Genomic DNA, 26,017 nt, shown 5'->3' with positions numbered 1-26,017 from the left:
ACTTGCCTTGGTCTAGCGGGGGGCTGATCGTCTCCCGTCGTGTGTGAAAGGTAACCGTTGCAAATCCTCCAGGTCGTCTTGCAGGTTCTGCTCGGCATAACCAGTCTGCTTCTGACACTTCTGATCCTGCTCCACCGCGGTCGCGGTGGTGGGCTCTCAGACATGTTCGGTGGTGGTGTCACCTCGAACCTCGGTGCATCCGGTGTCGCAGAGCGAAACCTCAACCGCATCACCGTCATTCTCGGTGTGATCTGGGTCGCGAGCATCATCGTCCTGGGTCTCATCACCAAGTTCGATTCCGGAAACTAGGGGACATTCCATGGCATCAGGCGGAAGCGCCATCAGGGGTTCGCGCGTCGGCGCAGGGCCCATGGGCGAACAGGATCGGGGCTACCACGCCGATCGCATCAAGGTCTCCTACTGGGACGCACTCGGCAACGAGACCGTGCGCTACTTCGCGGCGAGCCTGCCGATCGAGGAGATCCCCGAGACGATCGACTCTCCCCAGTCGGGCCTTCCGGCAGGCCGAGACCAGCTGAACCCACCCTTGGTGGCAAAGCTCGAGCCCTACAAGACGCACCTCGCCTACGTGAAGGAGCGTCGTACCGAAGAAGAGGCAGCCCAGCTCCTCGAAGACGCTCTCGCCCAGCTGCGTGCGCGCCGCGGCACGGCGGCACCCAGCACGAAGTAGCGTCACGCGCCACGCATAACGAATGAAGAAGGGCCGGAGAGATGATCTCCGGCCCTTCTTCGTTGTGTCAGTGGCCAGTGGGAGTGTGGCCCAGCGGGAGTGTGGCTCCGTAGGAGCGCCGGCTCAGTAGGAGGGAGCGATGAGGTTCTCGGGAACCTCGGCCGCAGCATCCTGATCGACGAAGAAGACGGTGCGCTTGCGGCCCTCGGCGCCTGCGGCCGGCACCTCTTCAATGGATGCCCCGGCCAGCGCCAGACCGAGAGGCGACGCCTTGTCGGAGCCCGCCATGACCAGCCAGATCCGGTCGGCCGACTGGATGACCGGAAGAGTCAGGCTCAACCGGAGAGGCGGCGGCTTGGGGGAGTTCAGCACCGGGATGACGGTCTTCTCGGTCTCGGTGATGCCGGGGAGCCCGGGGAAGAGCGAGGCGATGTGCCCGTCGGGGCCGACCCCGAGGAACATGATGTCGAAGCGCGGGTACCGCGCGCCATCCGGAGCCGCGGCCTCGAGTTCGGCAGCGTACGACGCCGCAGCCTCGTCGATGTCGGTGATCTCGTCCGACGAGGCGAAGGCGTGGACCTTCGCCTCGTCGACAGGGACGTGGTCGAGCAACGCCTCACGAGCCTGCCCGTCATTGCGGTCGGCGCTTCCCGCCTCAACGAAACGTTCGTCGCCCCACCAGAAGCTGATGCGCTTCCAGTCCACATTGTTCTGGGCCGGGGAGTTTCGGATCGCGGCCAGGACGGCCGTGTTCACGCTCCCGCCGCTCAGCACCACGTGGGCTTCGTCGTTCTCATCGAGTATGTCGATGATCTTCGTGATGAAGCGAGCGGCGACCGCCCCGGCCAGAGAATCCTTGTCTGGGTGCACCAGTACGCGGCGATCGGTTGTCATAGTTTTCAGCCCTAATAACTACTTATGAACGGCTGCGAAGGCCGACATCGGTCGATTCGAACAACTCAGCAAGACCCACCGAGATGACTTCACCATACAGGTCGTCGGGGTCGAGGCGGCGCAGCTCCTCGGCCAGGCAGTCGCGGAGGTTGCGACGGGGCAGCGCGAGGTCGTGGGTCGGCTGGTTCGGCTGCACGAGGGTCGCCACATTCGGGATCTCGCGAGCGAGCTCGATGACGCCGGACTCACGCACGAGCTTCACGCTGTGGATGCCGCTGGACCCGTTGGCACGCTTGGTGAGCCCATAGGTCACCGGCACTTCGAGCTGATGCCCGAGCCACGCAGCGAGCAGCAGCGTCGACGGGGAGTCGGACGCGCCCTGGACCTCGACAGAGAGAACCGGTTCGAAAGGCGGCTGGTCGAGAACCGCGGCGAGCTGGGCCCGCCAGAGCGTGAGGCGAGTCCATGCGAAGTCGGTGTCGCCGGGTGCATACGTCTCGGAGAGCCGGATGAGGGACTCCACCGGGTTCGGGTGGTTGGAGGCATCCGTGATGCGACGCTGCGCAATGCGCCCGAGGCTCGACGTCGACGCCTTGTCGGGCGACTCGCCGGGCCACCAGACGACGACGGGAGCGTCGGGCAGGAGGAGGCCCGTCACGAGCCCCTCCTCGTCGGATGCCGCAGCGCCGTAGGCCTTCAGCAGCACCACCTCGCTCGCGCCGGCATCGCCGCCCACCCGGATCTGAGCGTCGAGCCGGGCACCGCGTCCGCTCCGGGCGGCGTCGATGTCGGTATCGGTGGAGACAACGATCACGCGCATCGGATGCTCGCGCGAGGCGTCGTTGGCGGCCTCGATGGCCTCCTCTTCGTGCCCGAGGCTCGTGCGGATGACCAGCGTCAGAACCCGTCCGAGGGCGACAGCGCCGCCCTCTTCACGGATCTTGACGAGTGCTTTCGAGATCTTGCTGGTGTTGGTGTCGGGAAAGTCGACGATCATGGGCGTCTCCAGGTTCTTCCGTCGCGGGCTAGTAGTTCATCGGCCGAATCGGGGCCCCAGGTGCCGGGCCGGTACTGGTCGGGCTGGCCCTGCGTTGCCCAGTACTCCTCGATCGGGTCGAGGATCTTCCACGAGAGCTCCACCTCCTGGTGGCGCGGGAAGAGGGGCGGGTCACCGAGCAGCACGTCGAGGATGAGACGTTCGTATGCCTCAGGCGAGGCCTCGGTGAAGGCGTGGCCGTAGCCGAAGTCCATCGTCACGTCGCGCACCTGCACTCCAGCACCCGGAACCTTCGATCCGAACCGGATGGTCACACCCTCGTCGGGCTGCACACGGATCACCAAGGCGTTCGAGCCGAGCTCAGACGTCTGGCTCTCGGCGAACAGATGCTGGGGCGCCCGCTTGAACACGACAGCGATCTCGGTGACCCGGCGGCCGAGGCGCTTGCCCGCCCGCAGGTAGAACGGCACGCCATCCCACCGGCGGGTCGCGATGTCTATGCGCACAGCGGCATATGTCTCGGTGGTCGACTCGGGGTTCATGCCGTCTTCCTCGAGGAAGCCGGGAACATACTCGCCGCCCTGCCAACCGCTGGAGTACTGGCCGCGTGCGGTCGAGTGGGAGAGGTCCTTCGGCAGCTTGACGGCCGCCAGCACCTTCTCCTTCTCGGCGCGCAGGTCTGCGGCGTTGAACGAGATCGGCTCTTCCATCGCGGTGAGCGCCATCAGCTGGAGCAGGTGGTTCTGGATCACGTCGCGTGCGGCGCCGATTCCGTCGTAGTAGCCCGCGCGGCCGCCCACACCGATGTCCTCGGCCATGGTGATCTGCACGTGGTCGACGTAGTTGCCGTTCCAGATGGGTTCGTAGAGCTGGTTGGCAAAACGGAGGGCCAGGATGTTCTGCACCGTCTCCTTGCCGAGGTAGTGGTCGATGCGGAAGACGTCATCCGGCGCGAACACCGACTCGACGACATCATTGAGTTCGCGGGCCGTCTTCAGGTCGCTGCCGAAGGGCTTCTCGATGACGACACGGCGCCACTGGCCGGGCTCCGGTCGGGCGAGGCCCGAACGACGGAGCTGCTCGGTGACCAGCGGGAATGCCTTGGGCGGGATCGACAGGTAGAACGCGTGGTTGCCCATCGTGCCGCGGTTCGCGTCGAGTTCGTCGATGACCTCCTTGAGGTGCTCGAACGCCGAGTCGTCGTCGAATTCCCCCGACACGAACCGGATGCCCTCGGAGAGCTGGCGCCAGACATCTTCATCGAACGGCGTGCGGGCGTACTCCTTGACCGAGTCGTGCACGACCCGCTCGAAGTCTTGGTCCTCCCAGTCACGGCGTGCGAACCCGACGAGCGAGAAGCCCGGCGGAAGGAGACCTCTGCTGGCGAGGTCGTAGACCGCCGGCATGAGTTTCTTCCGTGACAGGTCGCCTGTCACACCGAAGATCACCAGGGCGCTCGGCCCTGCGATCCGGTTCAGACGGCGATCCGTCGAAAGCCTCAGCGGATTGAAATCCGGTGTGATCTCTACCGGTGGCATCGTGCTCCTTGCGTGTGCTGTGGTGTGGGGGAAGGGAGAGAAGGCCCGGCGCACCCAGGGGTCGCGCCGGGCCGGGTTGCCTGGCTGTGGAGGTTCTATCCGACGGCGTCGAACAGGTGCGAGACGCCCGCCGACGGGGAGGTCAGGTTCAGACGGAGCACCGGTCGACCGAGCTGCTCGAGCACACTGGCGTCGCCCGCCGCCTGCGCCTGGATCAGCTGGCCGAACGTGAACGGCCGATCCGGCACGGCGAGATCCTCCGCAGCGTTCTCCGTGATCTGGAGGAACGCGCCGATCAGAGGCCCACCCTTCTGGAACTGTCCGGTCGAGTGCAGGAACCGCGGGCCCCAACCGAACGTGACCGGGCGGTCGATCGTCGCCGCCACGGCGTCCCGGAGCTCGGCCAGCCGGGGAAGCGACAGCCGGTCGACATAGGCCTGGATGGCCACGTAGCCGTCGGCCGGTGTCTCGGCGAGCAGACCGGCGAGTGCGGCGGCGACGGTGTCGACGCCTCCGATCACCGAAGCCGTGCCCCGCACTTCGATACCCGCGTCGACGAAGGCCGGAGCCTCCGGCGTGGGCTGGGCATCCAGCAAGCCCCGTGTCGCGACTTTCGCCGATTCCACATCGGGCTGGTCGAACGGGTTGATCCCGAGCAGCCGTCCCGCGACAGCGACGGCATACTCCCAGGTCAGCAGCAGTCCGCCGAGGGAGCCGCTGACGAGGATCTCGCCGTCGTGACGGTGCCCCCTCGAGGGAATGAGGTGGAACTGGTCGGCATCCTTCACCAGACGGACGATCTGGAGATCATCCAGACCCTCCTTCAGCTCGGGTGCGCCCGTGCCTAGCACGACGGGAAGCAGGCCCGTACCGATCTTGCCCGTCGATTCGGCGATGAGCTGCTCGGCCCAGTCCGCGAAACCGACGATGTGGGTGCCGTCGGAGACGATCCCCAGCTTGTTCTTCAGGGGTGAGGTGCCAGCGATAGCCGCACCGAGGATGAGCCCCGGGTTGTCGACGTCGTCATTCGCGAGGTAGAGCTCGATCGCCTCTGCCTCGTCGAGCAGCTCAGAGATGTTGGCACCCGCGAGGCCCGACGGCACCAGCCCGAAGGCGGTGAGCGCCGAATACCGGCCTCCCACATTCGGGTCGGCCGTGAACACGCGGTAGCCCGCCTCCCGCGCCGACACCTCGAGCGGCGAGCCCGGGTCGGTCACGACGACGATGCGCCCCGCCGGGTCGATCCCTGCGTCGCGGAAGGCCTTCTCGTACACCCGTCGCTGGCTGTCGGTCTCGACAGTCGAACCGGATTTCGACGAGACGACCAGTGCGGTCGCCTCGAGCCGGTTGCGAAGGGCCGCCACGACCTGCGTCGGTGCAGTGGAGTCGAGAACAGTGAGCTCGACACCGGCCGTACGCGTGATCACTTCGGGAGCAAGGGAGGATCCACCCATGCCGGCGAGCACGATGTGGTCGATCCCCTGCGCGAGCAGCTCACTGCGGAGCGCCTCGATCTCGGCGACAAGCGGACGGGAGACCGAGACGGCCTCCGTCCAACCGAGCCGCCGGGACGCCTCGGCCTCCGCCTCGGGGCCCCAGAGCGCCGGGTCGAGACCCGTGATGCTCGAGGCGACGAGGTCGTCGACCAGCTGGGGAACATGGGTCTCGACCGCTACGGCCGCCGGTCCACTGACGTGGATCCGTACGCTCACTTCGCGGCGTCCAGCGCCGTCTGGACGGTCTCGAGCAGTTCGTTCCACGACACGATGAACTTCTCGACACCCTCCTTCTCGAGGAGCTCGGTGACCTCTGCATACGAGATCCCCTGGGCGGCAACGGCGTCGAGCACCTTGTTCGCGGCGGCGTAGCTGCCGGCAATGGTGTTGCCCGCGATGACGCCGTGGTCGAAGGTCGCGTCGAGCGTCTTCTCGGGCATGGTGTTGACGACCTCGGGTGCGGCGAGTTCCACCACGTAGGTGGTGTCGAGCACGTCGGGGTCCTTCACACCGGTGGAGGCCCAGAGGGGGCGCTGCTTGTTCGCGCCGGCTTCGAGCAGCACCTTCGCGCGCTCGGTCGAGAATGCCTGCTCGTAGACCTCGTAGGCGAGCTGGGCGTTCGCGACGCCCGCCTTGCTCTTCAGTGCGAGGGCGTCATCGGTGCCGATGGCGACCAGGCGCTTGTCGATCTCGGTGTCGACGCGCGACACGAAGAAGGAGGCGACCGAGTGCAGCTTCGAGAGGTCGAGGCCCGCGGCCTGGGCCTGCTCGAGTCCGGCGAGGTACGCGTTGATGACGTCGCGGTAGCGCTCGAGGCTGAAGATCAGCGTCACATTCACGCTGATGCCGGCCGCGATCGTCGCAGTGATCGCTTCGAGACCCTCGATCGTTGCGGGGATCTTGATGAGCACGTTCTCTCTGTCGACCTTGTCGAACAGCTCTTTCGCCTGCTTGATCGTCGCCGCAGCGTCGTTCGCGAAGCCGGGCTCGACCTCGATCGAGACGCGACCGTCGAAACCGTTCGTGGAGTCGTAGATCGGTCGGAAGATGTCGCAGCCCTGCGCGACGTCGCTCGTGGTGATCTCGAACACGGCGTCGGTGACGTTCGTGCCCTTCGCCGCGAGCTCGCGCACCTGCTCGTCGTACGCCTCGCCCTTGGCCAGGGCTGAAGCGAAGATCGACGGGTTGGTGGTGACACCGACGACGTTCTTCTCGGCGATGAGCTTCTGCAGGTTGTCGGTCTTCAGGCGCTCGCGCGAGAGGTCGTCGAGCCAGATGCTGACACCGACAGCGGAGAGCTGTGCGGTGGGAGTGGATGTCTGTGTATCAGTCATGCGTGTTGTCTCCTTGGAACGAGTGAGAGTGAAGGGAAGCGGACTACTTGAGGCCGGCGATCGAGACCTTGGCGGCCTCGATTGCTGCGCCGGTGGTCATGCCGAACTCGCGGAAGAGGGTCTTGTAGTCGGCGGATGCTCCGAAGTGCTCGATCGAGACGCTCCTGCCGGCGTCGCCGACGTAGCCGCGCCAGGTGAGCGCGAGGCCGGCCTCGATCGACACGCGCGCCTTGACCGCCGCGGGGAGGACCGACTCGCGGTACTCGGCGCTCTGCTCCTCGAACCACTCGAGGCACGGGGCGGAGACGACGCGGGCGTTGATGCCGTCGGCCTTCAGGAGCTCGCGCGCCTCGACGGCGATCTGCACCTCTGAACCGGTCGCGATGAAGATCACGTCGGGGGTGCCGTTCGGCGCCTCGGCGAGGATGTACGCACCCTGGGCGGTGTACTTCGCCGACGCGAACGTCTCACCGGATGCCTCGCCCTCGCCACGCTCGTACACAGGGATGTTCTGGCGGGTCAGCGCGAGGCCGGCCGGGCCCTTCCGGCGCTCGAGGATGGTCTTCCACGCGTAGGCGACCTCGTTCGCATCCCCGGGGCGGACGACATCCAGACCCGGGATCGCGCGAAGCGTCGAGAGCTGCTCGATCGGCTGGTGGGTGGGGCCGTCTTCGCCGAGCGCCACGGAGTCGTGGGTCCAGACATAGATCGCCGGTGACTTCATGAGGGCGGCAAGACGCACCGCGGGGCGCATGTAGTCGGAGAAGATCAGGAAGGTTCCACCGAACGGGCGGGTGTTGCCGTGCAGCACGATGCCGTTCAGGATCGAGCCCATGGCGTGCTCGCGGATGCCGAAGTGCAGCACGCGACCGTATTTGTTGCCCGTCCACTCGTGAGTGGAGTGCTCAGCGGGAACGAAGGACGCGCCGGACTCGATGGTCGTGTTGTTCGACTCGGCGAGGTCGGCGGAGCCGCCCCAGAACTCGGGCATGATCTCGGCGATGGCGTTGATGACCTTGCCGGACGACGCACGGGTCGACACCTCCTTGCCCGCTTCGAACACGGGGAGGGCTGCTTCGAGGCCCTCGGGGACCTCACCGGACAGGACGCGGTCGAGCAGCACCTTCTTCTCGGGGTTGGCCTCGGCCCAGGCGTCGAAACCGACCTGCCATTCCTCGTGGGCTGCGGTTCCGCGGGTCAGTGCTTCGCGGGTGTGGCCGATGACCTCGTCGGAGACAGCGAAGGTCTCCTCGGGGTTGAAGCCGAGCACCTCCTTGAGCCCGGCGAGTTCTTCTGCGCCGAGAGCCGATCCGTGGATCTTGCCGGTGTTCTGCTTCTTCGGGCTCGGGAACCCGATGATGGTCTTCAGGATGATCAGGCTGGGCTTGCTCGTCTCGGCCTTGGCGGCCTCGATGGCCTCGCTCAGAGCCTCAACGTCTTCGACGTAGACGCCGGTCTTCTTCCAGTCGACGACCTGCACGTGCCAGTGCAGCGCCTCGAACCGGGCGTGCACGTCTTCGGTGAAGGCGATGTTGGTGTCGTCCTCGATCGAGATCTGGTTCGAGTCGTAGAACGCAATCAGGTTGCCGAGCTGCTGGTGGCCGGCGAGCGAGGATGCCTCGTTGGTGACGCCCTCCTCCATGTCGCCGTCGCCGGCGATGGTGTACACGAAGTGGTCGAACGGGCTGGTTCCGGGTGCGGCATCCGGATCGAACAGGCCGCGCTCGAAGCGCGAGGCGTAGGCGAATCCGACAGCGGAAGCGAGGCCCTGGCCGAGCGGGCCAGTGGTGATCTCGACGCCGTCGGTGTGGCCGTACTCGGGGTGACCGGGCGTCAGCGAGCCCCAGGTGCGGAGCTTCTTCAGGTCGTCGAGCTCGAGGCCGTAGCCGCCCAGGTAGAGCTGGATGTAGAGCGTCAGTGAGCTGTGGCCCACCGAGAGGATGAACCGGTCGCGGCCGATCCACTCGTTGTCGTTGGGGTCGCGGCGCATCTCCTTCTGGAACAGGAGGTAGGCGAGCGGCGCAAGGCTGATGGCGGTACCCGGATGACCGTTCCCGACCTTCTCGACGGCGTCAGCAGCGAGAACTTTCGCTGTGCTAACGGCCTTGTCGTCAATTGAATCCCACTGCAGTGATGCCACGAGGTTTAGAGCCCTTCTTCGGTTGCCGACGCGGTAGGACCCCGGACACCATTGAGCCGCAGGTGATTCCCACCTCGTGTCCAGTATAGAGATTCGGTGGGTGCCGCCGCCCGCCCGTGCCGACTTCTACGCGCCGTAAACTATGCTGGGTTCTGGTATGTCGAACCCAGTTAGAGGAGCAATGGACGTTGCTGTAGAAGGCCGAGTCGAGCGCCCGCGTATTTCCGCGGGGCAGAAGGCCAGGGCATACGTCGCGTTGACGAAACCGCGCGTCATGGAGCTGTTGCTCGTGACGACCGTGCCGGTGATGATCCTGGCGCAGGGCGGCATCCCGAGCCTCTGGCTGGTGGTCGCCACGCTCATCGGAGGTGCGCTCAGCGCCGGCGGTGCGGGTGCCTTCAACTGCTATGTCGACCGCGACATCGACCGGGTCATGAATCGCACGCAGGGGCGGCCGCTCGTCACGGGCGAGCTGACGGATCGCCAGGCGCTCGTCTTCGCCTGGGTTCTCGCGATCGTCTCCACCCTGTGGTTCGGGCTGCTCGTCAACTGGTTCACCGCTCTTCTGTCGGTCATCGCGATCTTCCTCTACGCAGTGGTCTACACGATCATCCTGAAGCGCCACACCTCGCAGAACATCATCTGGGGCGGTACGGCGGGCTGCATGCCGGTCCTGATCGGCTGGGCGGCTGTCACCGATTCGCTCGACTGGCCCGCATGGATCCTTTTCGGCGTGATCTTCCTCTGGACGCCGCCGCACTACTGGCCCCTGTCGATGCGCTACCGCGAGGACTACAAGTCGGTCGGCGTGCCGATGCTCGCGGTGATCCGCGGACAGTCGGTCGTCGGGCTGCAGACCATCCTCTACGCGTGGGCCACGGTGATGTGCTCACTGCTGCTCATCCCGGTCGCCTCGATGGGAATCGTCTACACGGTGTCGGCTCTCGCCTCGGGTGGCTGGTTCATCTATGAGACGCACCGCCTTTACAGCACGGCCATCCGACACGGTTCGGTGAAGCCCATGCGTGTCTTCCACGCGTCGATCACGTACCTCACGATCCTCTTCCTCGCGATCGCGATCGACCCCCTGGTGCGCATCTTCCCCTTCACCTTCTAGCCTTCCCGCCGCTGCTGCGTAGCAGGCGGTAGAGGAACCCACCACTCTGTGGGGACAACTCGCGCGCCATGCTCTGGGCGTCAGCCGTCACCGCCTCCGTCAACGCGCTCTCGACGCTCCCTATCGCGGAGTGCGTATTCTGCGAGAACCACCCGACGAGAACGAAACCGATCTGGCGGCAGTTACGCGATCGAGCCGGAACTACAGCCCACGACTGCGGCCGAACGAGATGTTCTGGGGCGAGACCGCTGCCGCGCTCTGGGACTGTCCTCTCCCTCACAGGCAGCAACTCGAAAAAATTCACGTCGCCGTGTTGGCGCCGTTGAATGCGACCCGAGAGGCCAACGTCGTCGGGCACCAGACGACACTCCGTGACGCGCAACTACCGGAGCCGGAGGTCAACCCCGAGATTCTGGATGTTCGTGGAAGGCGTATCGGCAGGGTCCACCGTGCGTCGAGTGGCGGACGCCCTCTCGGGCGAGTTGTGACACCCCCCCGCCCCCCGTCGACTTTCCCGTTTGTGCGGCTATTCGGCGAAGTCGGCGCGCAAACGGGAAAGTCGACACACACGGGGGGGGGGGGGGGGAGGGGGGGGGGGGGGGGGGGGGGCGGGGGGGGGGGGGGGGGGGGGGGGGGGGGGGGGGGGGGGGGGGGGCTAGCGGAAGTTGACGAACTGCACCGCGACCTCGAGGTCGGCGTTCTTCAGCAGCGCCATCACGCCCTGCAGGTCGTCACGGCTCTTCGACGAGACGCGCAGCTCGTCACCCTGGATCTGGCTCTTGACCGTCTTCGGCGACTCGTCGCGGATCAGCTTCGAGATCTTCTTCGCCGCCTCCTGCTCGATGCCGTTCTTCAGCTCGGCCTCGAGCCGGTACTCCTTGCCGCTCGGGTACGGCTCGCCGGCATCCAGGCTCCGCAGGCTGATGCCGCGCTTGATGAGCTTCGCCTCGAACACCTCGAGGATGGCCTTGACCCGCTCCTCGGAGTTCGCCTTCATGAGGATCTTCTCGCCGCTGTAGTCGATCGAGGCGCCGATGCCCTTGAAGTCGTAGCGCGACTCGACCTCCTTCTGTGCCTGGTGCAGAGCGTTGTCGGCCTCCATCTTGTCGACCTTGCTCACGATGTCAAAACTTGAATCAGCCATGTTGCGATTCTACCGGCGACAGCCCTGTCGGGCATCCTCCAAGGCTCTGTCGCTAGGGTCGGACGGTGGCAGAACGGCGAACGACGGGTGGGCGGTCCGGACGCGGGGGCGCTCGGGGATCGGAGGCGGCGGCCCAGCGACGACGCGCAGCACGGCGTCGTACGCGAACGTCGCAGGCGGGCATCCGGAGCCGCCGTCGGGTGCGAACCACCCTTGTGATCGCGGGCGCCTCCGTCGGGGTGCTCGCCGTGCTGGTGGCCGGGGTCTTCGCCGCGGGGCCGCTCGGTGACGCGATCCGGCAGGCGGTGGTCTCCGCCGAGGGCGGTACGGCTCCGGATGCCCAGACCGATGTGGAGCTTCCGCCGCTGTCGACCGCGGTCGCCGCCCTGCCGGATGCTGCGGGCGCGTCGGGCTCGCTTCCGGGCCTCGCGGGCAACACGGATGTCGCGTGGGCGACGCGCATGGCGGATGCGACGAACGTGAGCGTGCGCGCCATCCAGTCGTACGCCGGTGTCGCCCTGGCGAAGCAGGCCGAGAATCCGGGCTGTCACCTCGGCTGGAACACGCTGGCGGCGGTCGGCTCGGTCGAGAGCGGAAACGGCACGCACGGCGGGAGCAGCATCGCCGCCGACGGGCAGGTGTCGCCGCCGATCTACGGCATCGCGCTCGACGGCGTCGGCGTGACGAACATTCCCGACAGCGACGGCGGTGCCATAGACGGCGACCCGAGCATCGACCGGGCCGCCGGCCCGATGCAGCTCATCCCTGAGGCGTGGCGGAATTGGGGCACCGACGGCAGCGGTGACGGCGTCGCCGATCCGCAGAACTTCGACGACTCGGTGCTCGCCACCGCGAACTATCTCTGCCACGCGGGCGGCGACCTCTCGACGCTTGCCGGCTGGGAGCGCGCCATCGCGGCCTACAACGACGCCACGCCCTACGCGCTGAAGGTCTCGTCGGCCGCCGTCACCTTCGCGGCCACCGCGGCCCGCGCGGATGCCGCGGGCTGACGCCCCCGGGCTGGCCGAAACACCGAAATCTGTCGGTATCAGGCGGTCAGAGCGACAATTTTCGGGGTTTCGATGAGGTGCGGGGCAGGCGACGCAGTCAGCGCGCGGGCGGCGGAGCCGTCGAGGTGCGCACGATGAGCTCCACGGGGAGCGGGATGTTCGTGGGGGTCGGGTCGCGGCGGCCCGGGTGGAGCTGGTCCATGAGGATCTCGACCGCGTGCGCGCCCTGCCGCTCGGGGAACTGCGCGAGGGTCGTCAGGCCGAAGAAGCCCGAGTGCTCGTGGCCGTCGATGCCGATGATCGACACATCGCCGGGCACGCTCAGCCCGAGGTCGCGGGCGGCGAGGATCGACCCCATCGCCATCTCGTCCGACGCCGCGAAGAGGGCGGTCGGCCGCGCCGCCGGGTCGCCGAGAAGAGCGGTCGCGGCCTGGTAGCCACCCCGGATGGTGAAGTCCGCCGGGAGGAAGAAGCGCGGCGACGGCTCGATTCCGGCCGTGCGCAACGCGCGCTCGTACCCCGCCCGGCGGTTCGTCGGAAGGTGGAAGTCGAGTTCGAAGCCCGACTCGCCCCCGATCATCCCGATGCGCCGGTGCCCGAGGCCGAGCAGGTGCTCCGTGGCAAGGAGGGCCACGCCGACGTCGTCGATGCTGAGCGTCTGCACTCCGGCCAGCGGGCCGCCGATGCCCACGATCGGCTTCTTCAGATCGAGCAGGGACTGCAGTTCGCCCGAGGTGAGTTCGATGGTGAGGGCGAGCACGGCATCCACCCGCTTGCGCAGCAGGAAGTGCTCGAACACGCTCCGTCGTTCGTCGTCGCCGCCCGTCAGGCCGTAGAGGGTGAGGTCGTAGCCGTTCTTCAGCAGTGCGGAGCCCGCGCCTTCGAGAACCGAGGAGTAGAACCAGCGGCTGATGAACGGGACCACGACTCCCACGTTCTTCGTGCGCCCACTCGCGAGACTCGATGCGGGAGAGGAGACGACGTAGCCGAGCGAACTGGCCGCCTCGTGCACTCGCACCCGCGTGGACGGTGAGACGTGTCCGTTGCCGCTCAACGCGCGGGAAACAGTTGCTGTGGATACGCCAGCGAGCGCGGCGACAGCATCGATTCCTGGCATAGCGTCCTCGCTCGTGAGCGCTCCGAGTGAGCGCGCAGGGATGTGAGAAGAGTTTAGCGACCGCTGGCCGGGCCGGTGCGCACTGAGGAACTCTGCGGGGATTCGATACGGATTCGGTATCTTCGTCGGCACGGATGCCCGCCGATTTCGCCCACGCCCGTTCAGTGAGTATTCTTGTCCGAGCGCCTTCGGTTGTGTTGTACGACGTGGTCGGGTGCGCCTCGGCAAGTTACCCTAGCGGCCAAAGGGATCTGACTGTAAATCAGACGGCTGAGCCTTCGGGGGTTCGAATCCCTCACTTGCCACCCCAGTAAAACAAAGGGCTCCACGCATCTCGCGGGAGCCCTTTACTGTTTCTCAGACCGGTTGTGTGTGCAATGTGTGTGCACGGGCCTTCTTCGGCGGCAGCATCGACTCCGCCGCGTCTGCCGCTGCTCGGTTGGCGTCGGATAGGAGGTGGCTGTAGAGGTCGCTCGTAATCGCGATTGTCGAGTGCCCCAAGCGCTTGCTCACGATGGCGATATCGACGCCGCCGGACAGCAGGAGAGAGGCGTGCTCGTGCCGGAGGTCGTGCAATCGCATGTGCGGCAGCCCCGACCGCTCGACGAGTGTCTCGAACGTGCGGGAGATATGCGCAGGTCGCAGCGGCCGCCCATTCTCATAGGTGAACACGTGCCCGCTCGACTCGTAGGCCACCCCCCAGGCCTCGCGCTCAGCGTCCTGCCGGATCTTCCACGCGATGAGCGCACCGATGGCCTCGCTGCCGAGAGAAACGCGCCGGTCCTGCCCTGAGTCCGTCTTGACGGCGCCCTCGAGCACGGCACCACCGAGCTGCACGCGTTGCTGCCTCACGGTCAGCTCACGTTTGGTCAGATCGACGTCGACCCAGCGGAGCCCGGCGAGCTCGCCGCGGCGGAGTCCCGTGAAGATGGCCAGCTCAAAGACTGGCGCCAGACGTGACTCAGAGGTCTGGTCGAGAAACTCTCTCACCTGCTCAGGCTCCCAGATCCTCGTCTTCGCCTTGCTCGTCGCCGGCAGGGCGATCTTCGTGGCAGGGTTCGTGTCGATGAGGTCGAGCCGCTCAGCTGAGGTCAATGCGCTACGGATCACGGCGTGAATACGCCGGACCGTGGTCGCCCCCCGGCCGTCGGCTGTCAGCTGTCGAATGAACGCGTCGACATGGTGCTTCCGCACCTCTGCGAGCTTCAGCGCGCCTAGCGCGGGGACGATGTCCATCTCGACATAGCGGCGGTACATTCGGACTGTCGAAGGGCGCATGCCATCGAGAATGCTCCTTTCGAGCCATGCCGGCATGTAAGCCGCGACGCTCAGCTTTCGGTCGCCTCGGTACTTGCCAGTCGCCACCTGGTCGATGGCCTTCGCGCGCTCCTGCTGCGCCTCCCGCTTCGTGCTGAAGCCCATGCGCCGGATCTGCTGCCGCTTCCCGGTCCCGGGCGCGACCCCGGCAGAGGTAGCGAATCCCCACGACCCGTGCTTGGAATCTCGCAACAGGATGGGGCAGGTAGCGGTTTTCTGAACGGCCGTGGGTCGCTCGGGGAGAAGCGCGAAGAGCTTCCCCTCCCCGGTCCGACAACCGCACCGGCGATACACATCGTTGCTCACTGGTCAGCCCCGTCTTCCGTCACGAGCACGGCAATGTTGTGCTGCCTTTCCCGCCGAAGGACTGAGTACTTCCCCAGATACTTGTATGAGAAGTCGTCACCCTGCCATACGTCCTCGACAGCGCGATTCACGCATCCATGCGGGTCGCCCTCCATCAGGTAGACGCGGCTGTATCCGGTCGGTTCGATCTGGCGGAACACATACCCTCGATCAGCTCGGATGTTGGAGGAATCGACGCGCAAGGCCGCACCGAGCATTGCATCTTCGAGGGCGTCCGCACGAGCGAGCATGGCGGCAGCGTCCGATCGAAGATCACTGATGAGCTTCTCGGCGTCTGAGGGAGTCTGGTTCGCTACAATCACAGTGTTCATTTCGTTCCTATCTGGGTGAAATTGAGCAGTTGCCCTCGACCTGTTGACGCAGGCTCGGGGGCCTTTTTCGTTATTCCTCGTTCGCCGAAGTGCGCCTCGAATTGCGAATGAACTCTTGGACATCCTCTTCGGTGTATCGAATGACGCGAGGCGTCAGCCGGACGAAGGCGGGCCCCGTTCCTTTCGAGCGCATATTTGCGAGTGTGCCTTCGGTGAGGCCAGTTATTTCGCTCACCTGAGCCGCCGTGAGTAGTGGTTCCATGTGGCTTCCAATGATTGCAGATGATCAACTGTGATTATCTAAGCACACTCCGTGTCCGCTCGGTGTCCATTACGGTCCCATGTTTTCAGCGCGATCGGTCTGCATTCCGCGGTCTTGTGTCAGATCTGACACCAAGAGTCCGAATTGGCTGGATCGGGCCGTGTCCAGCGTGTGTCCTTGAAGGGTTCCAAGAGGAGGACACGATGAGCCTGATCGAAGAAGTGCGCGCCATGAGCGCCCTGCCGCGCCCTGAGTCGGCTCGTCGGATCCGTGAAGCTGCCGGCGTCTCGCAGAGCCGACTCGGCCAGGAACTCGGGGTCACGAAGAAGACCGTCTCACGCTGGGAGAACGGTCTACGCGCTCCGCGGGGACCTAATCGCATCGCCTATGCGGCTCTTCTCGCCAACCTGGTCGAGGTTGCCTGATGGCCGCCGTCGAGATCCCCGCCGTACTCGGGGGTCGTCTGACTGTGCCCCTCTGGCCAGAGACGGGAACTCTCCTCGGTCTCTCCAAGAATTCGACGTACGCCGCAGCGAAGGCCGGGGAGATCCCGACCCTTCGCGCAGGCGGACGTTACCTGGTTCCGGTTGCGAAGCTGCTCGAGCTGGTGGGCATTGAGGCTGAGTCGCCGGAAAATGAAGGGGGCTGTTCGGACTCCTGCCCCGGGCAGCCCCTTCGAATCGTCGCCTGATGCCGTGGTTCAAAGTCGATGACGGTCTCGCGTCCAAGATTGAGACGACTCGCATACCCCGGGCCGCTCGCCCTGCTGCAATGGGCCTCTGGGTGCTGGCCGGGTCGTGGTGTGCACAGCAACTGACAGACGGACACTTCCCCACACACATGCTGGACGAGCTCGCAGGCACCCAAGAGAGCGCGGACTGGCTCGTCGCCGCCGGCTACTGGGAAGCACTTGCGGACGGCTGGCAGTTCGTGGCTTGGGAAGGTCAGCAGCCACTCCGAGCAGCAACACTTGAGAGTCGTCGCAAGAACACTGAGAAGGTCGCCAACTGGAGAAACAAACAGGTTGGTAACCCGGTTACCAATGCAGGCACCAACCCGAAGGAAACCCTGCCCCCGTCCCGAACCCGTACCCGACCCAACCAAGTACAGAAAGACTCTGTTCAACGAGTTGAACGTGTCGGGCATGTGTATTCGGTCGAGTTTGAGTCCTTCTGGGAGGTCTACCCAAGGCATCAGGCGAAGCGGGATGCAGAGAAAGCTTTCGAGAAGGTTCAGCGGACGACGGAACTCGACGTCATCTTGGCTGGAGCGAGAAGCTAGGCGCTGATGAGCGCGGGTGCCGACAGGAACAAGATCAAGCTGGCCGGCGGGTGGTTGCTCGGTGAACGGTGGAACGACGACCCGCAGCCTATGGCGGAAGCAAAGCCGACGAAGGCAGATCGAGCGCGAACCGTCATTGAGATGGGCGTGAGACTGCAGGCCGAGCAAGACGACTTCAGTGGCCCTGACGGGTGGCAGGAGATCGAATCCGGGGGATGCGTCAACGGTGGTCTTCACAAGCGGGACGCGGCCGGATGGTGCATGCTCTGCACCGATTTCGTGCCAGCCCTGGCCGATATCCCGAAAGCGAGCAACTTCTAATGCGCGCGATCGATATCGGCGCCAGGTGTGAGGCCCACGTCGGGGAGGTGTACCCGCCCCGATGCGCGGAGTGCGCCGCAGCGGCCTCGGTGTCTCCTCTTGCGGGGATCCTGGCCACTCACCACTGGGACTGCGTCGCGGGCCTCCACAAGCTCGACGCCGCCGGATGGTGCGTTCTCTGCGGTGGGAGGGCGAACGCATGATCATCGAAGACGCGGACGGCATCTACGTCGTGGATGACGCGCAGCTCGCGGCGGACGTCGAGCGGCTGTTCGTCGGCATGGCGTCACCGGCCGTCTTCAACGTCGACAGACTCCGGGAGTTCGCAGCTGCGACCGGCTCCAGCTCTTACGTCCACCTGGTGCTCGTCGGCATCACCCACCGATGGGCTGACTGGTTCGTCATCGAGTGCCCAGACGAGCAGCTCACTAACCAATCCCAGCGGCTTCAGGCCTTCGCTATGACCTGTCGACTCATCCGCATGCAACGAGACAGCCCGCCCACCTGAACCCCAAGTATTCGGATTCACCACCACGAAGGAGCGCCACCATGGACGCTGGAAAGATCGTCTACACGATCCTCATGCAAGGCGCGGCCGTTTTCAAACGAGACGCCGCAGACGCTGAGACGGCTGTCAGAAGGCTCGGCGACACGTCCCAGACCTCAACGGGCAGAGTCGCCGGAGCCGGAACAGCTGTCGACGGGCTCAGCGCTGCAGCTGGTCGCTCGCGCGCCCCGCTCGAGACTGCCGCGCAGGCGGAGACGAGACTCGGCAGGGAGGCTGAGCAAGCCGCGGAGAAGACGAAGAAGGCCGCCCAGGTCGTTGGGACCGCGGCACTTGGGATCGGTGCAGCACTCGGCGCAGCCTCTGTCGCGGCTATCAAGACATTCGCGGACTTCGATTCCGCCGTCTCGGAGGTCGGAGCGTCCACCCAGGCATCGAAGAGCGAGCTTCTGGCGCTGTCCGACGCGGCGCTCGACGCCGGCGCAAAGACATCCTTCTCCGCCACCGAGGCGGCGAACGCTGAGGATGAACTCGCCAAGGCGGGACTCTCGGTCGCCGACATCCTCAACGGAGGCCTGACGGGCTCCCTGGCCCTCGCAGCAGCTGGCACGCTCGACGTCGCCAAGGCCGGCAGCATTGCCGCGACGACCTTGAAGCAGTTCAACCTCACCGGCGCGGACACCGGCCATGTCGCGGATCTCCTCGCCGCGGGTGCAGGCAAGGCTCAGGGATCTGTGGAGGATCTCGGCGAGGGCCTCAAGTACGCGGGACCGGTCGCATCAAGCCTCGGCGTTTCTCTGGAAGAGACGGTGGGAACTCTTGCACTGTTCGCCTCGTACGGGCGACTCGCGGGCGAGGGTGGCACTGACCTGAGAGGCGTGCTCGGCTCGCTGCTCTCGCCCTCGAAGCAGGCCCAAGTGACCATGGAGGAATACGGGGTCTCGCTGTTCGACGCGAACGAGAAGTTCATCGGCGTGGCGGGCACGGCGCAGGAGCTCAAGGATGCCTTCGGGGATCTGACGGACCAGGAGCGGGAGCAGGCGCTCGGCCGGATCTTTGGCAACGAGCAGATCACCGCCGCGAAGAACCTGATGAAGGGCGGCGCGGCCGCAGTCGCAGAGTCGACCGCGGCGGTCACTGCCCTGGGGTACGCCACCGACGTTGCGGCGCAGAAGCAGGACAATCTTTCTTCCGATGTCGAGAAGCTCGGCGGGTCACTCGACACCGCACTGATCAAGACTGGATCCGGCGCCAACAACGTGCTGCGCGACATGACGCAACTCGTCACCGGCCTCATCGACTTCTACTCCGGGCTCCCGGCCCCAATCCAACAGGCAACACTCGTCATCGGTGTCGGGACCGCGGCGATCCTCCTCCTCGGCGGAACAGCGCTCCTCGCCATCCCGAAGATCGTCGAGTTCCGTCTCGCGGTCGCCACGCTCACGAAGGCGATGCCAGGACTCACGAAGGGCGCCCGAGGTGTTGCGGGATTCCTGTCGGGCCCGTGGGGCGCTGCACTCCTCGTGGCCGGCGCGGCGCTGGCCATCCTGCACAACGAGATCGAGAAGGGAGTACCGACGCAGGAGAAGCTGACGAACTCCCTGAAGACCTCTGCGAACGCCGTCGAATTGCTTCGGGCAGCGTCGCAGCGATCGGACACGGAACGGACGATCTGGGGCGACTACGCCGACTCGCTGAAGGACCTCCCGGGACTGCTCGACAAGGTCTCGAACGACGGGGTCGCCGACTGGCTCACCCTCACGTTGAACCAGCAGGGCGCCGTCGACTCACTCCACCGAGTCGGGGAAGCGCTCGGCACCATGGCGGAGACCGACCTCCCCTCAGCGGCACGATCGTTCAAGAACCTCTCGGACGAGAACCACCTGAACGCGGAGCAGCAGCAGAAGCTCCTCGACGCCATGCCGGCGTACCGTGACGCGCTCACGAAGCAGGCGACCGCGCTCGGGCTCGGCGCAGACAACACAACCCTCCTGAAGCTCGCAACCGAAGGTGTGCCACCCGCGCTGGCGAAGACGAAGGCTGCGATCGAGGAGCAGGTGAAGGCCACCGAGGCGGAGCAGAAGGCGCTCGAGGACTGGCTGAAGATGATCTCGGAATCTGATGCCGCGTTCATCGATCTCGGCGGCGCGTACGACACGATCGTGCAGAAGAACCAGGACCTCGCCCAGTCGACAGCCGATGCGACGGAAAGCTCAGAAGACAGCTGGCAGGACTACTACGACGGCGTGACCGTGAACGTCGACGGGTACCTCGAAGACCTCCAGAAGCAGGTGGACGCTCAGAACAACTGGGAACGGAACATGCTTCTCCTCTCGGGGAAGGTCACGCAGGGCACCCTCGACCAGCTCGCGCAGCTCGGCCCTGAGGGCGCCCCGCTCGTCGCCCAGCTGGTGAACGCTTCGGGAGACGAGCTCGCGAAGCTCGACGCGGTTGTCGCTGAGAAGGTCGGCCAGTCCGTGGGCACTTTCGCGAACACCCTCTCCACCTCGGCCCCGGTCATCGCAGCGGCAGCCGCTCAGCTCGGGCAGGGCGCCGCGGACGAGATCGCGACGAAGCTCGCCAACGGCACCGCGACCGTCGAGCAGATCATCGCGGACTACAAGCTGAAGGTCGAGGGCTTCAACCCGGTCGTGAACGTCGAAACGGCAACGGCCGCGGAGAAGATCAACAGTTTGCTGAACCTGTTTCGAACCGCGAACAACCAGCAGGTGAGCGCCCCGGTCGGTGTCGGTGTTCTGCAGCCGCAGTTCCAAGCAAACGGCGGCCGGATCGACTTCTTCGCCAACGGGGGAGCGACTGAGAAGCACGTCGCCCAGTACGCGAAGGCCGGCGACATGCGGGTCTGGGCGGAGCCGGAGACCGGTGGCGAGTACTACGTCCCCATGGCCGAGTCGAAGCGGGCGCGGTCCCTCCAGATCGCCGCGGCGATGGTCGCAGAGATGGGCTACCAGATGATCCCGGCCGGCGCGCAGCGGTTCGCTGACGGCGGCTTCACGGGCGCTCCAGCGAAGTCCGGCGGGCTCACCTGGACGGGAGACATCGTGCTCCAACTGCCGCCCGGGATCGACGGCCCGTCCATTTCAAAGCTCGTCCGCGCTGAAGTGAACCAGATCGTCCGCGAGACCAGATAGTCACCTTTCAACTACTGCAACAGGAAGAGAGAACAACATGCCCGAACCAATCCGCTTGCTCGAAAAGTCAGACCCAAACGGACCTTCATCTCGCGCGCTAGAGGACGGACCTCCAGCCGGTCGGCTCTGGATCGTGGTTGCTGACGACGAAGGCAACCTCTACCGGATGCCTTCACGAACAGGTCCCCGACCGAACCTCCATATCGAATGGAGCGACGACCCCGAGACGCGCGGCAACATCAAGCGGATTGCAGATGAGGACCTGCCAATCACTCTCTGATCTCTCAGCACACACGATGCGCCACCCAAACCCACCAGAGAAACGAGAACCATGATCACCGCAACACTCGCCGGCCGTAACCTCGAGCTCACCCTCGACAACATCGACCAGCCGTTCATCATCAAGCCCCTACCCGGCCGGATGGGGAAGCAGGTCACAGACCACTACCTCCGCATCACGGCACGCGCGATCCCCGCCGACGGGATGGAAGATCTCCTCCGCATCTGCGTCGACGGTGGGCGGTGGCACGAAGACAAAACACTCGTGCCGCTGCCCGAGGCGCACCGCACGAACTACCTCCGCTGCGAGGACGAGCTCTCCACCGCTGAGGCGCAAGATGTGCTCCTCCCGGCGCTGCTGTGGCAGACCGTGCTGGGCATGGATGGAGTCACCACGTATGTCGACGGTGGGGGAGGGATGGCCGGCGGCGTCGCAGCGCTCCGGCTGCTCGTGACAACCCTCGGCATCTCACCGCATGCCGTCTCGCCTCGCATGGAGGAGCTCATCGAAGCCGCCGCCGGCGGGACCGAGACGACCGCCTGACCCCACGATCTCCGGACGCTGCAGGGCCGCCGGATCCGCAGCACCCAACCACTCAAACAGAAAGGCTCCACCGTGAGCGACCAGAACATTGAAACCGACCTGACACCCGAAGATGCCGAGAAGGCTGTCGAGGCGCTGGAGAAGGCGGTGATCGACGGCGAGGACGTGACCGTCACCCAGCTCACCGAAGCCCGCGAACGGCTCTCTTGGGCGAAGCTGCGCCGCCAGGGCGCGGAGAGAAAAGCAGAGACGCAGAAGGCGCGCGACGCCGAGCTGCTGCGAGGAAAGACAAAGCGGGAGGTCGCGGACCTGTTCAACAGCGGAGGGTTTTTCGACCCGGTCGATGCGTACGACGAAGCGGTGGCAGCGCTCGAGCGACTGGGCCAGGTCATCGAGAGCAACAAGGCGCTGCTGAACGTCGCGTCGACGGAGTTCTCACGCGGGGGAGTTCCGGCACGATCCAACTGGGGGGAGGGCACGGAGCCGGAGCACTTCGACCGGGCGAACTTCGCGGTCATGGCCCAAGGCAACGAGACCATGAGCATCACGGTCGACGGGGTGCAGTATGGCCAGGAGCACGAAGGGCTTTGGGTGCGTGCGGCCGTGCAGGCTGTCGCGCAGAGCCGGGGTGGTCTTCCTCTGCCGTACGGCTCGAACCTTCAGGAGATTGTCCGGGGTGATCTGCCCGCCACGCTGCGGGTTGCGCTGAGCGAGCGCGTCGCGCGATGACGGCCGCTCGCTTGACGGAGGAGCAGAAGGCCGAGATCGCTGCAGCGGAGGATGCTCGCGCTGAGTTCGAGGCGCGGCGTGACGCTGCGCAGGCGGAACAGGACGCATCGCACGATCGAGTGCACGCAATCGTCACCACCCGCCGGCAGCGGCTCCGTGACGAGCAGTTCTGACCGTGGCTGACCCGACGCTCACAGAGCGCCTCAGGGCCGCGCAGGAGTCAGGCGACCTTACGCCTGTCTTCAGCCATCCCGAGCCGCCCACCACCCCCACGCCGCTCCAGCGGTTGTAATCGTTCCATCCCCTCGCGTGCTCGGTGTGCATCGCGCCGAGCACGCCCCCAACACCTTCAGAGCTGATCAAGTCCGGCCAGGTAGACCACGAACTGAGCACGCGAGGCCGCGAGGTCCGCATGGTGCAGCTCCGGCGAGTCCTCGAAAGCCAAGTCCGCGGCCACCCATTCGGGTCGGCATCATCGAAGTACTACGGGTAGGAGAAGCAGCAGATGGGCGAAGGAATCATCCCGGCGGAGGGCGAACGTGCTCGGGCGAAGCAGCGGGAGATACTCGCGATCGATGAGTCTTACGCCGAGCAGTGGCTAAACACCATGCGCGCGCTCCTCGCCCGGGATCTCGGCGACGTCGATTTCACCACCGCCCGTATGGAAGCCCTGAAGCTGTGGACGCGGCAGAGGAAGCTCGCCCAGCACAACGTCCATTATCGGTACAACTTGCAACGCCGGCGGCCGGGGCTCGTCGAGCGCGAGATCAGGACCACCCTCGACCTTGAGGTACTTCGAGCGAAGATCGAGCGGCAGCGGGCAAAGCTCCACGCGACGCACCCCGAGCTCGCTCCAGTCGTCGAGCAGCCGGCCGCCGCCGTGGAAACACCAGCAACGCCCGCGCCGTCAGACGCGCTACCGCAGGCTGCACCGGTGTACCGCGCTTCAGCAGTCGACCGCGGCCTACTCGACCTCGATGACAAGACCATGCGCATCATCCGCCAAGGCGTCGGCAACCTGGACCTCCGCACAGCGACCGACGAGCAGCTCCTGCAGGCGTTCAGGTCCCGGGGTGTGCCAATGAGCCAGGCGCTGCCGTTCATCGCCATGCTCAATGCTCGGATCTGAACTACACGCGCAACACGTGCACGCGCTGGGTCAGCAGTTCATCGGTGCACCGTCGCGAAATGTGAACTACACGCGCAACGCGCCTGCGCGCGATTTCGCAGGCGAACGTTCGCCACACACGTCGTTGTGAACTACACGCGCATAGCGCCTTGCGCGCGGCAGCCAGTTTGACCGGTCAAATGTCAGCTGATGTGAGGTGTTCCTTTGCTCAATCGGACAATTGCTGCGTGGACGTCGTCTGCGTCGGTGGCGGCTGGTAAACATGTAGGTGACGGTTGTTCGACGCGGGGGACGTTTTGTGCGCTGTTGAGGGGCTGCACGTTTTCTCTGTGTTTTGTCAATAGCGCAACGTTCGTTGTGAGGAAGGATCCGCGCGTGTTAAGTTATGACAGAACACTCTGAACGTCAGCTACTCGAAGGCGTGGACAGTGTTCTCGCCATTGTTCAACTCTCCGGAAGGTGTGATGCATGGGACTACATCGACGGCTTGGCAGACCAGGCAAAGGCACATTTTCAGAGGTATTTCGAGTACCTCGCTGAGGGAAAGCACATCAGGTCGCCTGAAAAAATGCGACATCTCGCCACTGACTCAATGGGCAACGAAGTCCACGAATTGAAGGTTCACCTCAACGGTGGGTCGCGGGTCTACGTCGTCAAGCATGGCGACCGATGGTTCGCAACACACGGCTCTAGGAAGCCGAAAGACAGTCGCGTCCCCACAGAGATTGGGGTTGCGTGGGCAGTCTTCTATGAATGGTATGACAGAGAAAAATAGGGGGTCCGAAATGGCACTGTTCCCAGTCCATGACGACAAATACGCAGCAATTTACGCCGCCGAATCAGCGATGGTCGATGCAAGCGAGCTCATCGCGGAGGCTCTTCAGAACAAGGAGATCTCCCGCTCGGATCTTGCCCAGATGCTCGGGGTGAGCCGAAGCGAGATCACCGCACGCTTGCAAGGAGAGCGCAATATCACTGTTCGCAAGCTGGCGGAGACCCTGCATGCACTTGGTGAGCGGCTTGAACTTCGGTTGGCGCCGAAGACGGTCGAGGATTCGAGGGATGCCTACTTGGTATGGCAGCACCGAACGAAGCGTCGGCCAGGTCGGGTCGTAGCTGCCGCTTCAGGTTGCTCGCACTCGGTCCGGCAGGCGGAAAAGTTTCGCACCAATCTCATGACGCGGCCAGCGTGACCAAGTTAGGTCGGCAGTTCCTGTTGGAGGATCTTCAAGTGCTCGCCGTTGAGGCTGATTCGGATCCAGTCGGGGAAGAAAATGAACATATCGACTGGTTCGTCAGCTTCGCGCCCGAGCGCGAAGAAAGAAGCAATGCTCGAGTCGTCATCGGGACTTTGCACGCGGCGATCGCGGACTGTCGTGCGTACGTGACGGTCGGTTCGATGTTCTTCGACTCCTCATCGGAGGACGTCCAAGATGACCTGACTAAGTTGCCTAAACTGATTGCCGAGTCATCGGCTCTTGAAACCTTGTATGACTATGCCCGGACCAACCTTGGTGCGCTGTTCGGAATGCTTGGAATCTACGCGCCGATACCGAGGAAGAGCCCTGACCCAGAGGTCAGCCCGTTCAACTCTGATGACGAAGACGAAGAGTCTCCGGACGTCGAGGTCATCGCGGTGGCGTCCCAGGTAGAGGCTTGACCACTGAGACTTCTAAAGGCACCGCCGATGTCGCGGGCGGAGTTCGAGACAGCTCTCAATGACGCGCACCGCGGCGTGGTCATCTCCGACAGAGGAGGGACTCCCGCACTAGCTGCAGCCGTCGACGCGGTTCTCTGGTCTGAGCCTGATGCTGAGGCGAAGATCCTAACTGCTCGCCAGAGCCTGAGACTCCGCGCGTGATTCTGCCGGGCGTGGACCCAGAGACCTCAACGGATCAGCAAATCGTCGACGCCTATCTCCGAGACGGCTGGGCTGAGGATGAAGCGCAGAACCGTCTCTGGATACTCAGGACGGGTGGGGCAACCCCGGACGCCCCGCTGGACTGAGACGGCGTCCGGGCGGCTGGTCAACGGTGCCAGTCGGTTTTACCCGCGGCCGGCGCGAAGTGGCGGGCAAGGTCAACGATCGATTCGGAGAAAGTCGATTCGCCTTCATTGATGCGGCTGAGGTGCTGACTGACCGAGAGGATCGCGAGCACGTTTGCCCGCGCGATTTTCTGTTCAACGGTCTGAGTGTCTCGCTCTGGGGGTAGAGCGTCGTATGCGATGTCGAAGAGGTCCATGCTGTGTCCTGACGTGATGGCTCGGCGCGGGTCGCTGAGCTTCCCCGAACCTACGGTGACCCACTGACATGACTCGTGGTAGACGGCTGGCCTGGCGGAG

The 26,017-nt window shown here is 65.1% G+C and carries 30 protein-coding genes and 1 tRNA gene; 19 read left to right on the top strand and 12 right to left on the bottom strand.

Annotated elements, in window-relative coordinates; genetic code table 11:
• Positions 1 to 57: 57 nt before the first annotated feature.
• Together secG and B7R21_RS09985 are read left to right on the top strand one after the other, a co-directional pair.
• Positions 58 to 309 carry a preprotein translocase subunit SecG gene (secG, locus tag B7R21_RS09990; protein WP_116283117.1) on the top strand — a complete coding sequence of 84 codons (252 nt, stop codon included), beginning with the start codon at positions 58 to 60 and terminating at the stop codon, positions 307 to 309.
• 10 nt (positions 310 to 319) lie between these two features.
• Positions 320 to 691, top strand: a complete 372-nt coding sequence (locus B7R21_RS09985; RefSeq protein ID WP_116283116.1) for an RNA polymerase-binding protein RbpA — start codon at positions 320 to 322, stop codon at positions 689 to 691.
• 123 nt (positions 692 to 814) lie between these two features.
• Here the strand turns inward: B7R21_RS09985 and pgl are convergent, their stop codons facing one another.
• The 6 genes from pgl to tkt form a co-directional block, all read right to left on the bottom strand.
• Positions 815 to 1,585, bottom strand: coding sequence for a 6-phosphogluconolactonase (pgl, locus tag B7R21_RS09980; protein ID WP_116283115.1), 771 nt, complete (start codon positions 1,583 to 1,585; stop codon positions 815 to 817).
• Between the two features lie 22 nt (positions 1,586 to 1,607).
• On the bottom strand, positions 1,608 to 2,582 hold the full coding sequence (locus B7R21_RS09975; protein ID WP_116283113.1) for a glucose-6-phosphate dehydrogenase assembly protein OpcA: 975 nt from the start codon (positions 2,580 to 2,582) through the stop codon (positions 1,608 to 1,610).
• On the bottom strand, positions 2,579 to 4,120 hold the full coding sequence (gene zwf / locus B7R21_RS09970; RefSeq protein ID WP_116283112.1) for a glucose-6-phosphate dehydrogenase: 1,542 nt from the start codon (positions 4,118 to 4,120) through the stop codon (positions 2,579 to 2,581). Before zwf ends, B7R21_RS09975 begins: the two co-directional genes overlap by 4 nt.
• Before the next feature lie 95 nt (positions 4,121 to 4,215).
• Positions 4,216 to 5,832 carry a glucose-6-phosphate isomerase gene (locus B7R21_RS09965; RefSeq protein ID WP_116283110.1) on the bottom strand — a complete coding sequence of 539 codons (1,617 nt, stop codon included), beginning with the start codon at positions 5,830 to 5,832 and terminating at the stop codon, positions 4,216 to 4,218.
• Positions 5,829 to 6,950, bottom strand: a complete 1,122-nt coding sequence (tal, locus tag B7R21_RS09960; protein WP_116283109.1) for a transaldolase — start codon at positions 6,948 to 6,950, stop codon at positions 5,829 to 5,831. Before tal ends, B7R21_RS09965 begins: the two co-directional genes overlap by 4 nt.
• A gap of 43 nt (positions 6,951 to 6,993) precedes the next feature.
• Positions 6,994 to 9,090 carry a transketolase gene (gene tkt / locus B7R21_RS09955; protein ID WP_116283108.1) on the bottom strand — a complete coding sequence of 699 codons (2,097 nt, stop codon included), beginning with the start codon at positions 9,088 to 9,090 and terminating at the stop codon, positions 6,994 to 6,996.
• A 181-nt stretch (positions 9,091 to 9,271) separates the two neighbouring features.
• Between tkt and B7R21_RS09950 the strand changes: the two genes are divergently transcribed.
• Positions 9,272 to 10,207 (top strand): heme o synthase, encoded by a 936-nt coding sequence (locus B7R21_RS09950; RefSeq protein ID WP_116283106.1) that lies wholly within the window; start codon positions 9,272 to 9,274, stop codon positions 10,205 to 10,207.
• Between the two features lie 655 nt (positions 10,208 to 10,862).
• Here B7R21_RS09950 and B7R21_RS09935 read toward each other — a convergent pair.
• A complete protein-coding gene (locus B7R21_RS09935; protein ID WP_116283104.1) occupies positions 10,863 to 11,351 on the bottom strand; it encodes a YajQ family cyclic di-GMP-binding protein in 489 nt (162 codons plus the stop codon).
• 200 nt (positions 11,352 to 11,551) lie between these two features.
• Between B7R21_RS09935 and B7R21_RS09930 the strand changes: the two genes are divergently transcribed.
• Entirely contained in the window at positions 11,552 to 12,361 is an 810-nt protein-coding gene (locus B7R21_RS09930; protein WP_216364197.1) for a lytic transglycosylase domain-containing protein, read from the top strand.
• A gap of 97 nt (positions 12,362 to 12,458) precedes the next feature.
• Here the strand turns inward: B7R21_RS09930 and B7R21_RS09925 are convergent, their stop codons facing one another.
• Entirely contained in the window at positions 12,459 to 13,478 is a 1,020-nt protein-coding gene (locus tag B7R21_RS09925; RefSeq protein WP_116283103.1) for a LacI family DNA-binding transcriptional regulator, read from the bottom strand.
• A gap of 223 nt (positions 13,479 to 13,701) precedes the next feature.
• Here B7R21_RS09925 and B7R21_RS09920 point away from each other — a divergent pair.
• Positions 13,702 to 13,783, top strand: a tRNA-Tyr gene (locus tag B7R21_RS09920).
• Positions 13,784 to 13,835: 52 nt separating this feature from the next.
• Here the strand turns inward: B7R21_RS09920 and B7R21_RS09915 are convergent.
• From B7R21_RS09915 to B7R21_RS20970, 3 genes are all read right to left on the bottom strand, one after another.
• Positions 13,836 to 15,089 carry a tyrosine-type recombinase/integrase gene (locus B7R21_RS09915; RefSeq protein ID WP_253259752.1) on the bottom strand — a complete coding sequence of 418 codons (1,254 nt, stop codon included), beginning with the start codon at positions 15,087 to 15,089 and terminating at the stop codon, positions 13,836 to 13,838.
• 8 nt (positions 15,090 to 15,097) lie between these two features.
• Positions 15,098 to 15,472, bottom strand: a complete 375-nt coding sequence (locus B7R21_RS09910; RefSeq protein WP_116283100.1) for a hypothetical protein — start codon at positions 15,470 to 15,472, stop codon at positions 15,098 to 15,100.
• A 70-nt stretch (positions 15,473 to 15,542) separates the two neighbouring features.
• The gene (locus B7R21_RS20970) at positions 15,543 to 15,734 is read right to left on the bottom strand and encodes a helix-turn-helix transcriptional regulator (protein WP_116283099.1); all 192 of its coding nucleotides are present in this window, start codon (positions 15,732 to 15,734) and stop codon (positions 15,543 to 15,545) included.
• Between the two features lie 203 nt (positions 15,735 to 15,937).
• Here B7R21_RS20970 and B7R21_RS20095 point away from each other — a divergent pair, with 203 nt between their 5' ends.
• The 14 genes from B7R21_RS20095 (at position 15,938) to B7R21_RS09850 (ending at position 25,334) form a co-directional block, all read left to right on the top strand.
• Entirely contained in the window at positions 15,938 to 16,159 is a 222-nt protein-coding gene (locus B7R21_RS20095) for a helix-turn-helix domain-containing protein (protein WP_172592122.1), read from the top strand.
• The gene (locus B7R21_RS09895) at positions 16,159 to 16,425 is read left to right on the top strand and encodes a helix-turn-helix domain-containing protein (RefSeq protein ID WP_116283096.1); all 267 of its coding nucleotides are present in this window, start codon (positions 16,159 to 16,161) and stop codon (positions 16,423 to 16,425) included. The genes B7R21_RS20095 and B7R21_RS09895 overlap by 1 nt, the downstream gene beginning before the upstream one ends.
• A 149-nt stretch (positions 16,426 to 16,574) precedes the next feature.
• Positions 16,575 to 17,015, top strand: a complete 441-nt coding sequence (locus tag B7R21_RS19725; protein WP_147305866.1) for a hypothetical protein — start codon at positions 16,575 to 16,577, stop codon at positions 17,013 to 17,015.
• A gap of 6 nt (positions 17,016 to 17,021) precedes the next feature.
• On the top strand, positions 17,022 to 17,336 hold the full coding sequence (locus B7R21_RS09890; protein WP_116283094.1) for a hypothetical protein: 315 nt from the start codon (positions 17,022 to 17,024) through the stop codon (positions 17,334 to 17,336).
• A 199-nt stretch (positions 17,337 to 17,535) separates the two neighbouring features.
• Positions 17,536 to 17,844 carry a hypothetical protein gene (locus tag B7R21_RS09880; protein WP_116283092.1) on the top strand — a complete coding sequence of 103 codons (309 nt, stop codon included), beginning with the start codon at positions 17,536 to 17,538 and terminating at the stop codon, positions 17,842 to 17,844.
• Between the two features lie 41 nt (positions 17,845 to 17,885).
• Complete coding sequence (locus tag B7R21_RS09875) at positions 17,886 to 20,993, top strand: phage tail tape measure protein (RefSeq protein WP_116283090.1); 3,108 nt, start codon at positions 17,886 to 17,888, stop codon at positions 20,991 to 20,993.
• A gap of 37 nt (positions 20,994 to 21,030) precedes the next feature.
• Positions 21,031 to 21,273: a hypothetical protein gene (locus tag B7R21_RS20090; RefSeq protein ID WP_172592121.1), complete on the top strand. Its 243-nt coding sequence runs from the start codon at positions 21,031 to 21,033 to the stop codon at positions 21,271 to 21,273.
• 51 nt (positions 21,274 to 21,324) lie between these two features.
• A complete protein-coding gene (locus B7R21_RS09870; RefSeq protein WP_116283088.1) occupies positions 21,325 to 21,816 on the top strand; it encodes a hypothetical protein in 492 nt (163 codons plus the stop codon).
• A gap of 72 nt (positions 21,817 to 21,888) precedes the next feature.
• Positions 21,889 to 22,545 (top strand): hypothetical protein, encoded by a 657-nt coding sequence (locus B7R21_RS09865; protein ID WP_116283087.1) that lies wholly within the window; start codon positions 21,889 to 21,891, stop codon positions 22,543 to 22,545.
• Positions 22,542 to 22,718 (top strand): hypothetical protein, encoded by a 177-nt coding sequence (locus B7R21_RS20085; RefSeq protein WP_172592120.1) that lies wholly within the window; start codon positions 22,542 to 22,544, stop codon positions 22,716 to 22,718. The genes B7R21_RS09865 and B7R21_RS20085 overlap by 4 nt, the downstream gene beginning before the upstream one ends.
• Positions 22,719 to 23,050: 332 nt before the next feature.
• On the top strand, positions 23,051 to 23,674 hold the full coding sequence (locus B7R21_RS09860; protein WP_116283085.1) for a hypothetical protein: 624 nt from the start codon (positions 23,051 to 23,053) through the stop codon (positions 23,672 to 23,674).
• A 385-nt stretch (positions 23,675 to 24,059) separates the two neighbouring features.
• Positions 24,060 to 24,449 (top strand): hypothetical protein, encoded by a 390-nt coding sequence (locus B7R21_RS20080; RefSeq protein WP_172592119.1) that lies wholly within the window; start codon positions 24,060 to 24,062, stop codon positions 24,447 to 24,449.
• 10 nt (positions 24,450 to 24,459) lie between these two features.
• Positions 24,460 to 24,867 (top strand): helix-turn-helix domain-containing protein, encoded by a 408-nt coding sequence (locus B7R21_RS09855; RefSeq protein WP_172592118.1) that lies wholly within the window; start codon positions 24,460 to 24,462, stop codon positions 24,865 to 24,867.
• On the top strand, positions 24,864 to 25,334 hold the full coding sequence (locus B7R21_RS09850) for a hypothetical protein (RefSeq protein WP_116283082.1): 471 nt from the start codon (positions 24,864 to 24,866) through the stop codon (positions 25,332 to 25,334). Before B7R21_RS09855 ends, B7R21_RS09850 begins: the two co-directional genes overlap by 4 nt.
• A 367-nt stretch (positions 25,335 to 25,701) precedes the next feature.
• Here the strand turns inward: B7R21_RS09850 and B7R21_RS09845 are convergent, their stop codons facing one another.
• A complete protein-coding gene (locus B7R21_RS09845) occupies positions 25,702 to 25,917 on the bottom strand; it encodes a hypothetical protein (RefSeq protein WP_116283081.1) in 216 nt (71 codons plus the stop codon).
• Positions 25,918 to 26,017: the final 100 nt, after the last annotated feature.

This window comes from Subtercola boreus, from assembly GCF_003399625.1.
GTDB lineage: Bacteria > Actinomycetota > Actinomycetes > Actinomycetales > Microbacteriaceae > Subtercola > Subtercola boreus_C.
This window is presented reverse-complemented; position numbering and strand designations above follow the sequence as displayed.

Excerpts from the sequence above, each read along its gene's own strand:
- B7R21_RS09925 (WP_116283103.1), bottom strand. The coding sequence starts at position 13,478 with ATGCCAGGAATCGATGCTGTCGCCGCGCTCGCTGGCGTATCCACAGCA.
- B7R21_RS09890 (WP_116283094.1), top strand. The coding sequence starts at position 17,022 with ATGAGCGCGGGTGCCGACAGGAACAAGATCAAGCTGGCCGGCGGGTGG.
- B7R21_RS20085 (WP_172592120.1), top strand. The coding sequence starts at position 22,542 with ATGACGGCCGCTCGCTTGACGGAGGAGCAGAAGGCCGAGATCGCTGCA.
- B7R21_RS19725 (WP_147305866.1), top strand. The coding sequence starts at position 16,575 with ATGCTGGACGAGCTCGCAGGCACCCAAGAGAGCGCGGACTGGCTCGTC.
- pgl (WP_116283115.1), bottom strand. The coding sequence starts at position 1,585 with ATGACAACCGATCGCCGCGTACTGGTGCACCCAGACAAGGATTCTCTG.
- B7R21_RS20080 (WP_172592119.1), top strand. The coding sequence starts at position 24,060 with ATGACAGAACACTCTGAACGTCAGCTACTCGAAGGCGTGGACAGTGTT.
- tal (WP_116283109.1), bottom strand. The coding sequence starts at position 6,950 with ATGACTGATACACAGACATCCACTCCCACCGCACAGCTCTCCGCTGTC.
- B7R21_RS20095 (WP_172592122.1), top strand. The coding sequence starts at position 15,938 with ATGAGCCTGATCGAAGAAGTGCGCGCCATGAGCGCCCTGCCGCGCCCT.
- B7R21_RS09870 (WP_116283088.1), top strand. The coding sequence starts at position 21,325 with ATGATCACCGCAACACTCGCCGGCCGTAACCTCGAGCTCACCCTCGAC.
- B7R21_RS09985 (WP_116283116.1), top strand. The coding sequence starts at position 320 with ATGGCATCAGGCGGAAGCGCCATCAGGGGTTCGCGCGTCGGCGCAGGG.
- B7R21_RS09910 (WP_116283100.1), bottom strand. The coding sequence starts at position 15,472 with ATGAACACTGTGATTGTAGCGAACCAGACTCCCTCAGACGCCGAGAAG.
- B7R21_RS20090 (WP_172592121.1), top strand. The coding sequence starts at position 21,031 with ATGCCCGAACCAATCCGCTTGCTCGAAAAGTCAGACCCAAACGGACCT.
- zwf (WP_116283112.1), bottom strand. The coding sequence starts at position 4,120 with ATGCCACCGGTAGAGATCACACCGGATTTCAATCCGCTGAGGCTTTCG.
- B7R21_RS09975 (WP_116283113.1), bottom strand. The coding sequence starts at position 2,582 with ATGATCGTCGACTTTCCCGACACCAACACCAGCAAGATCTCGAAAGCA.
- B7R21_RS09860 (WP_116283085.1), top strand. The coding sequence starts at position 23,051 with ATGGGCGAAGGAATCATCCCGGCGGAGGGCGAACGTGCTCGGGCGAAG.
- B7R21_RS09935 (WP_116283104.1), bottom strand. The coding sequence starts at position 11,351 with ATGGCTGATTCAAGTTTTGACATCGTGAGCAAGGTCGACAAGATGGAG.
- B7R21_RS09880 (WP_116283092.1), top strand. The coding sequence starts at position 17,536 with ATGATCATCGAAGACGCGGACGGCATCTACGTCGTGGATGACGCGCAG.
- B7R21_RS09845 (WP_116283081.1), bottom strand. The coding sequence starts at position 25,917 with ATGGACCTCTTCGACATCGCATACGACGCTCTACCCCCAGAGCGAGAC.
- B7R21_RS09855 (WP_172592118.1), top strand. The coding sequence starts at position 24,460 with ATGGCACTGTTCCCAGTCCATGACGACAAATACGCAGCAATTTACGCC.
- B7R21_RS09950 (WP_116283106.1), top strand. The coding sequence starts at position 9,272 with ATGGACGTTGCTGTAGAAGGCCGAGTCGAGCGCCCGCGTATTTCCGCG.
- B7R21_RS09895 (WP_116283096.1), top strand. The coding sequence starts at position 16,159 with ATGGCCGCCGTCGAGATCCCCGCCGTACTCGGGGGTCGTCTGACTGTG.
- B7R21_RS20970 (WP_116283099.1), bottom strand. The coding sequence starts at position 15,734 with ATGGAACCACTACTCACGGCGGCTCAGGTGAGCGAAATAACTGGCCTC.
- B7R21_RS09875 (WP_116283090.1), top strand. The coding sequence starts at position 17,886 with ATGGACGCTGGAAAGATCGTCTACACGATCCTCATGCAAGGCGCGGCC.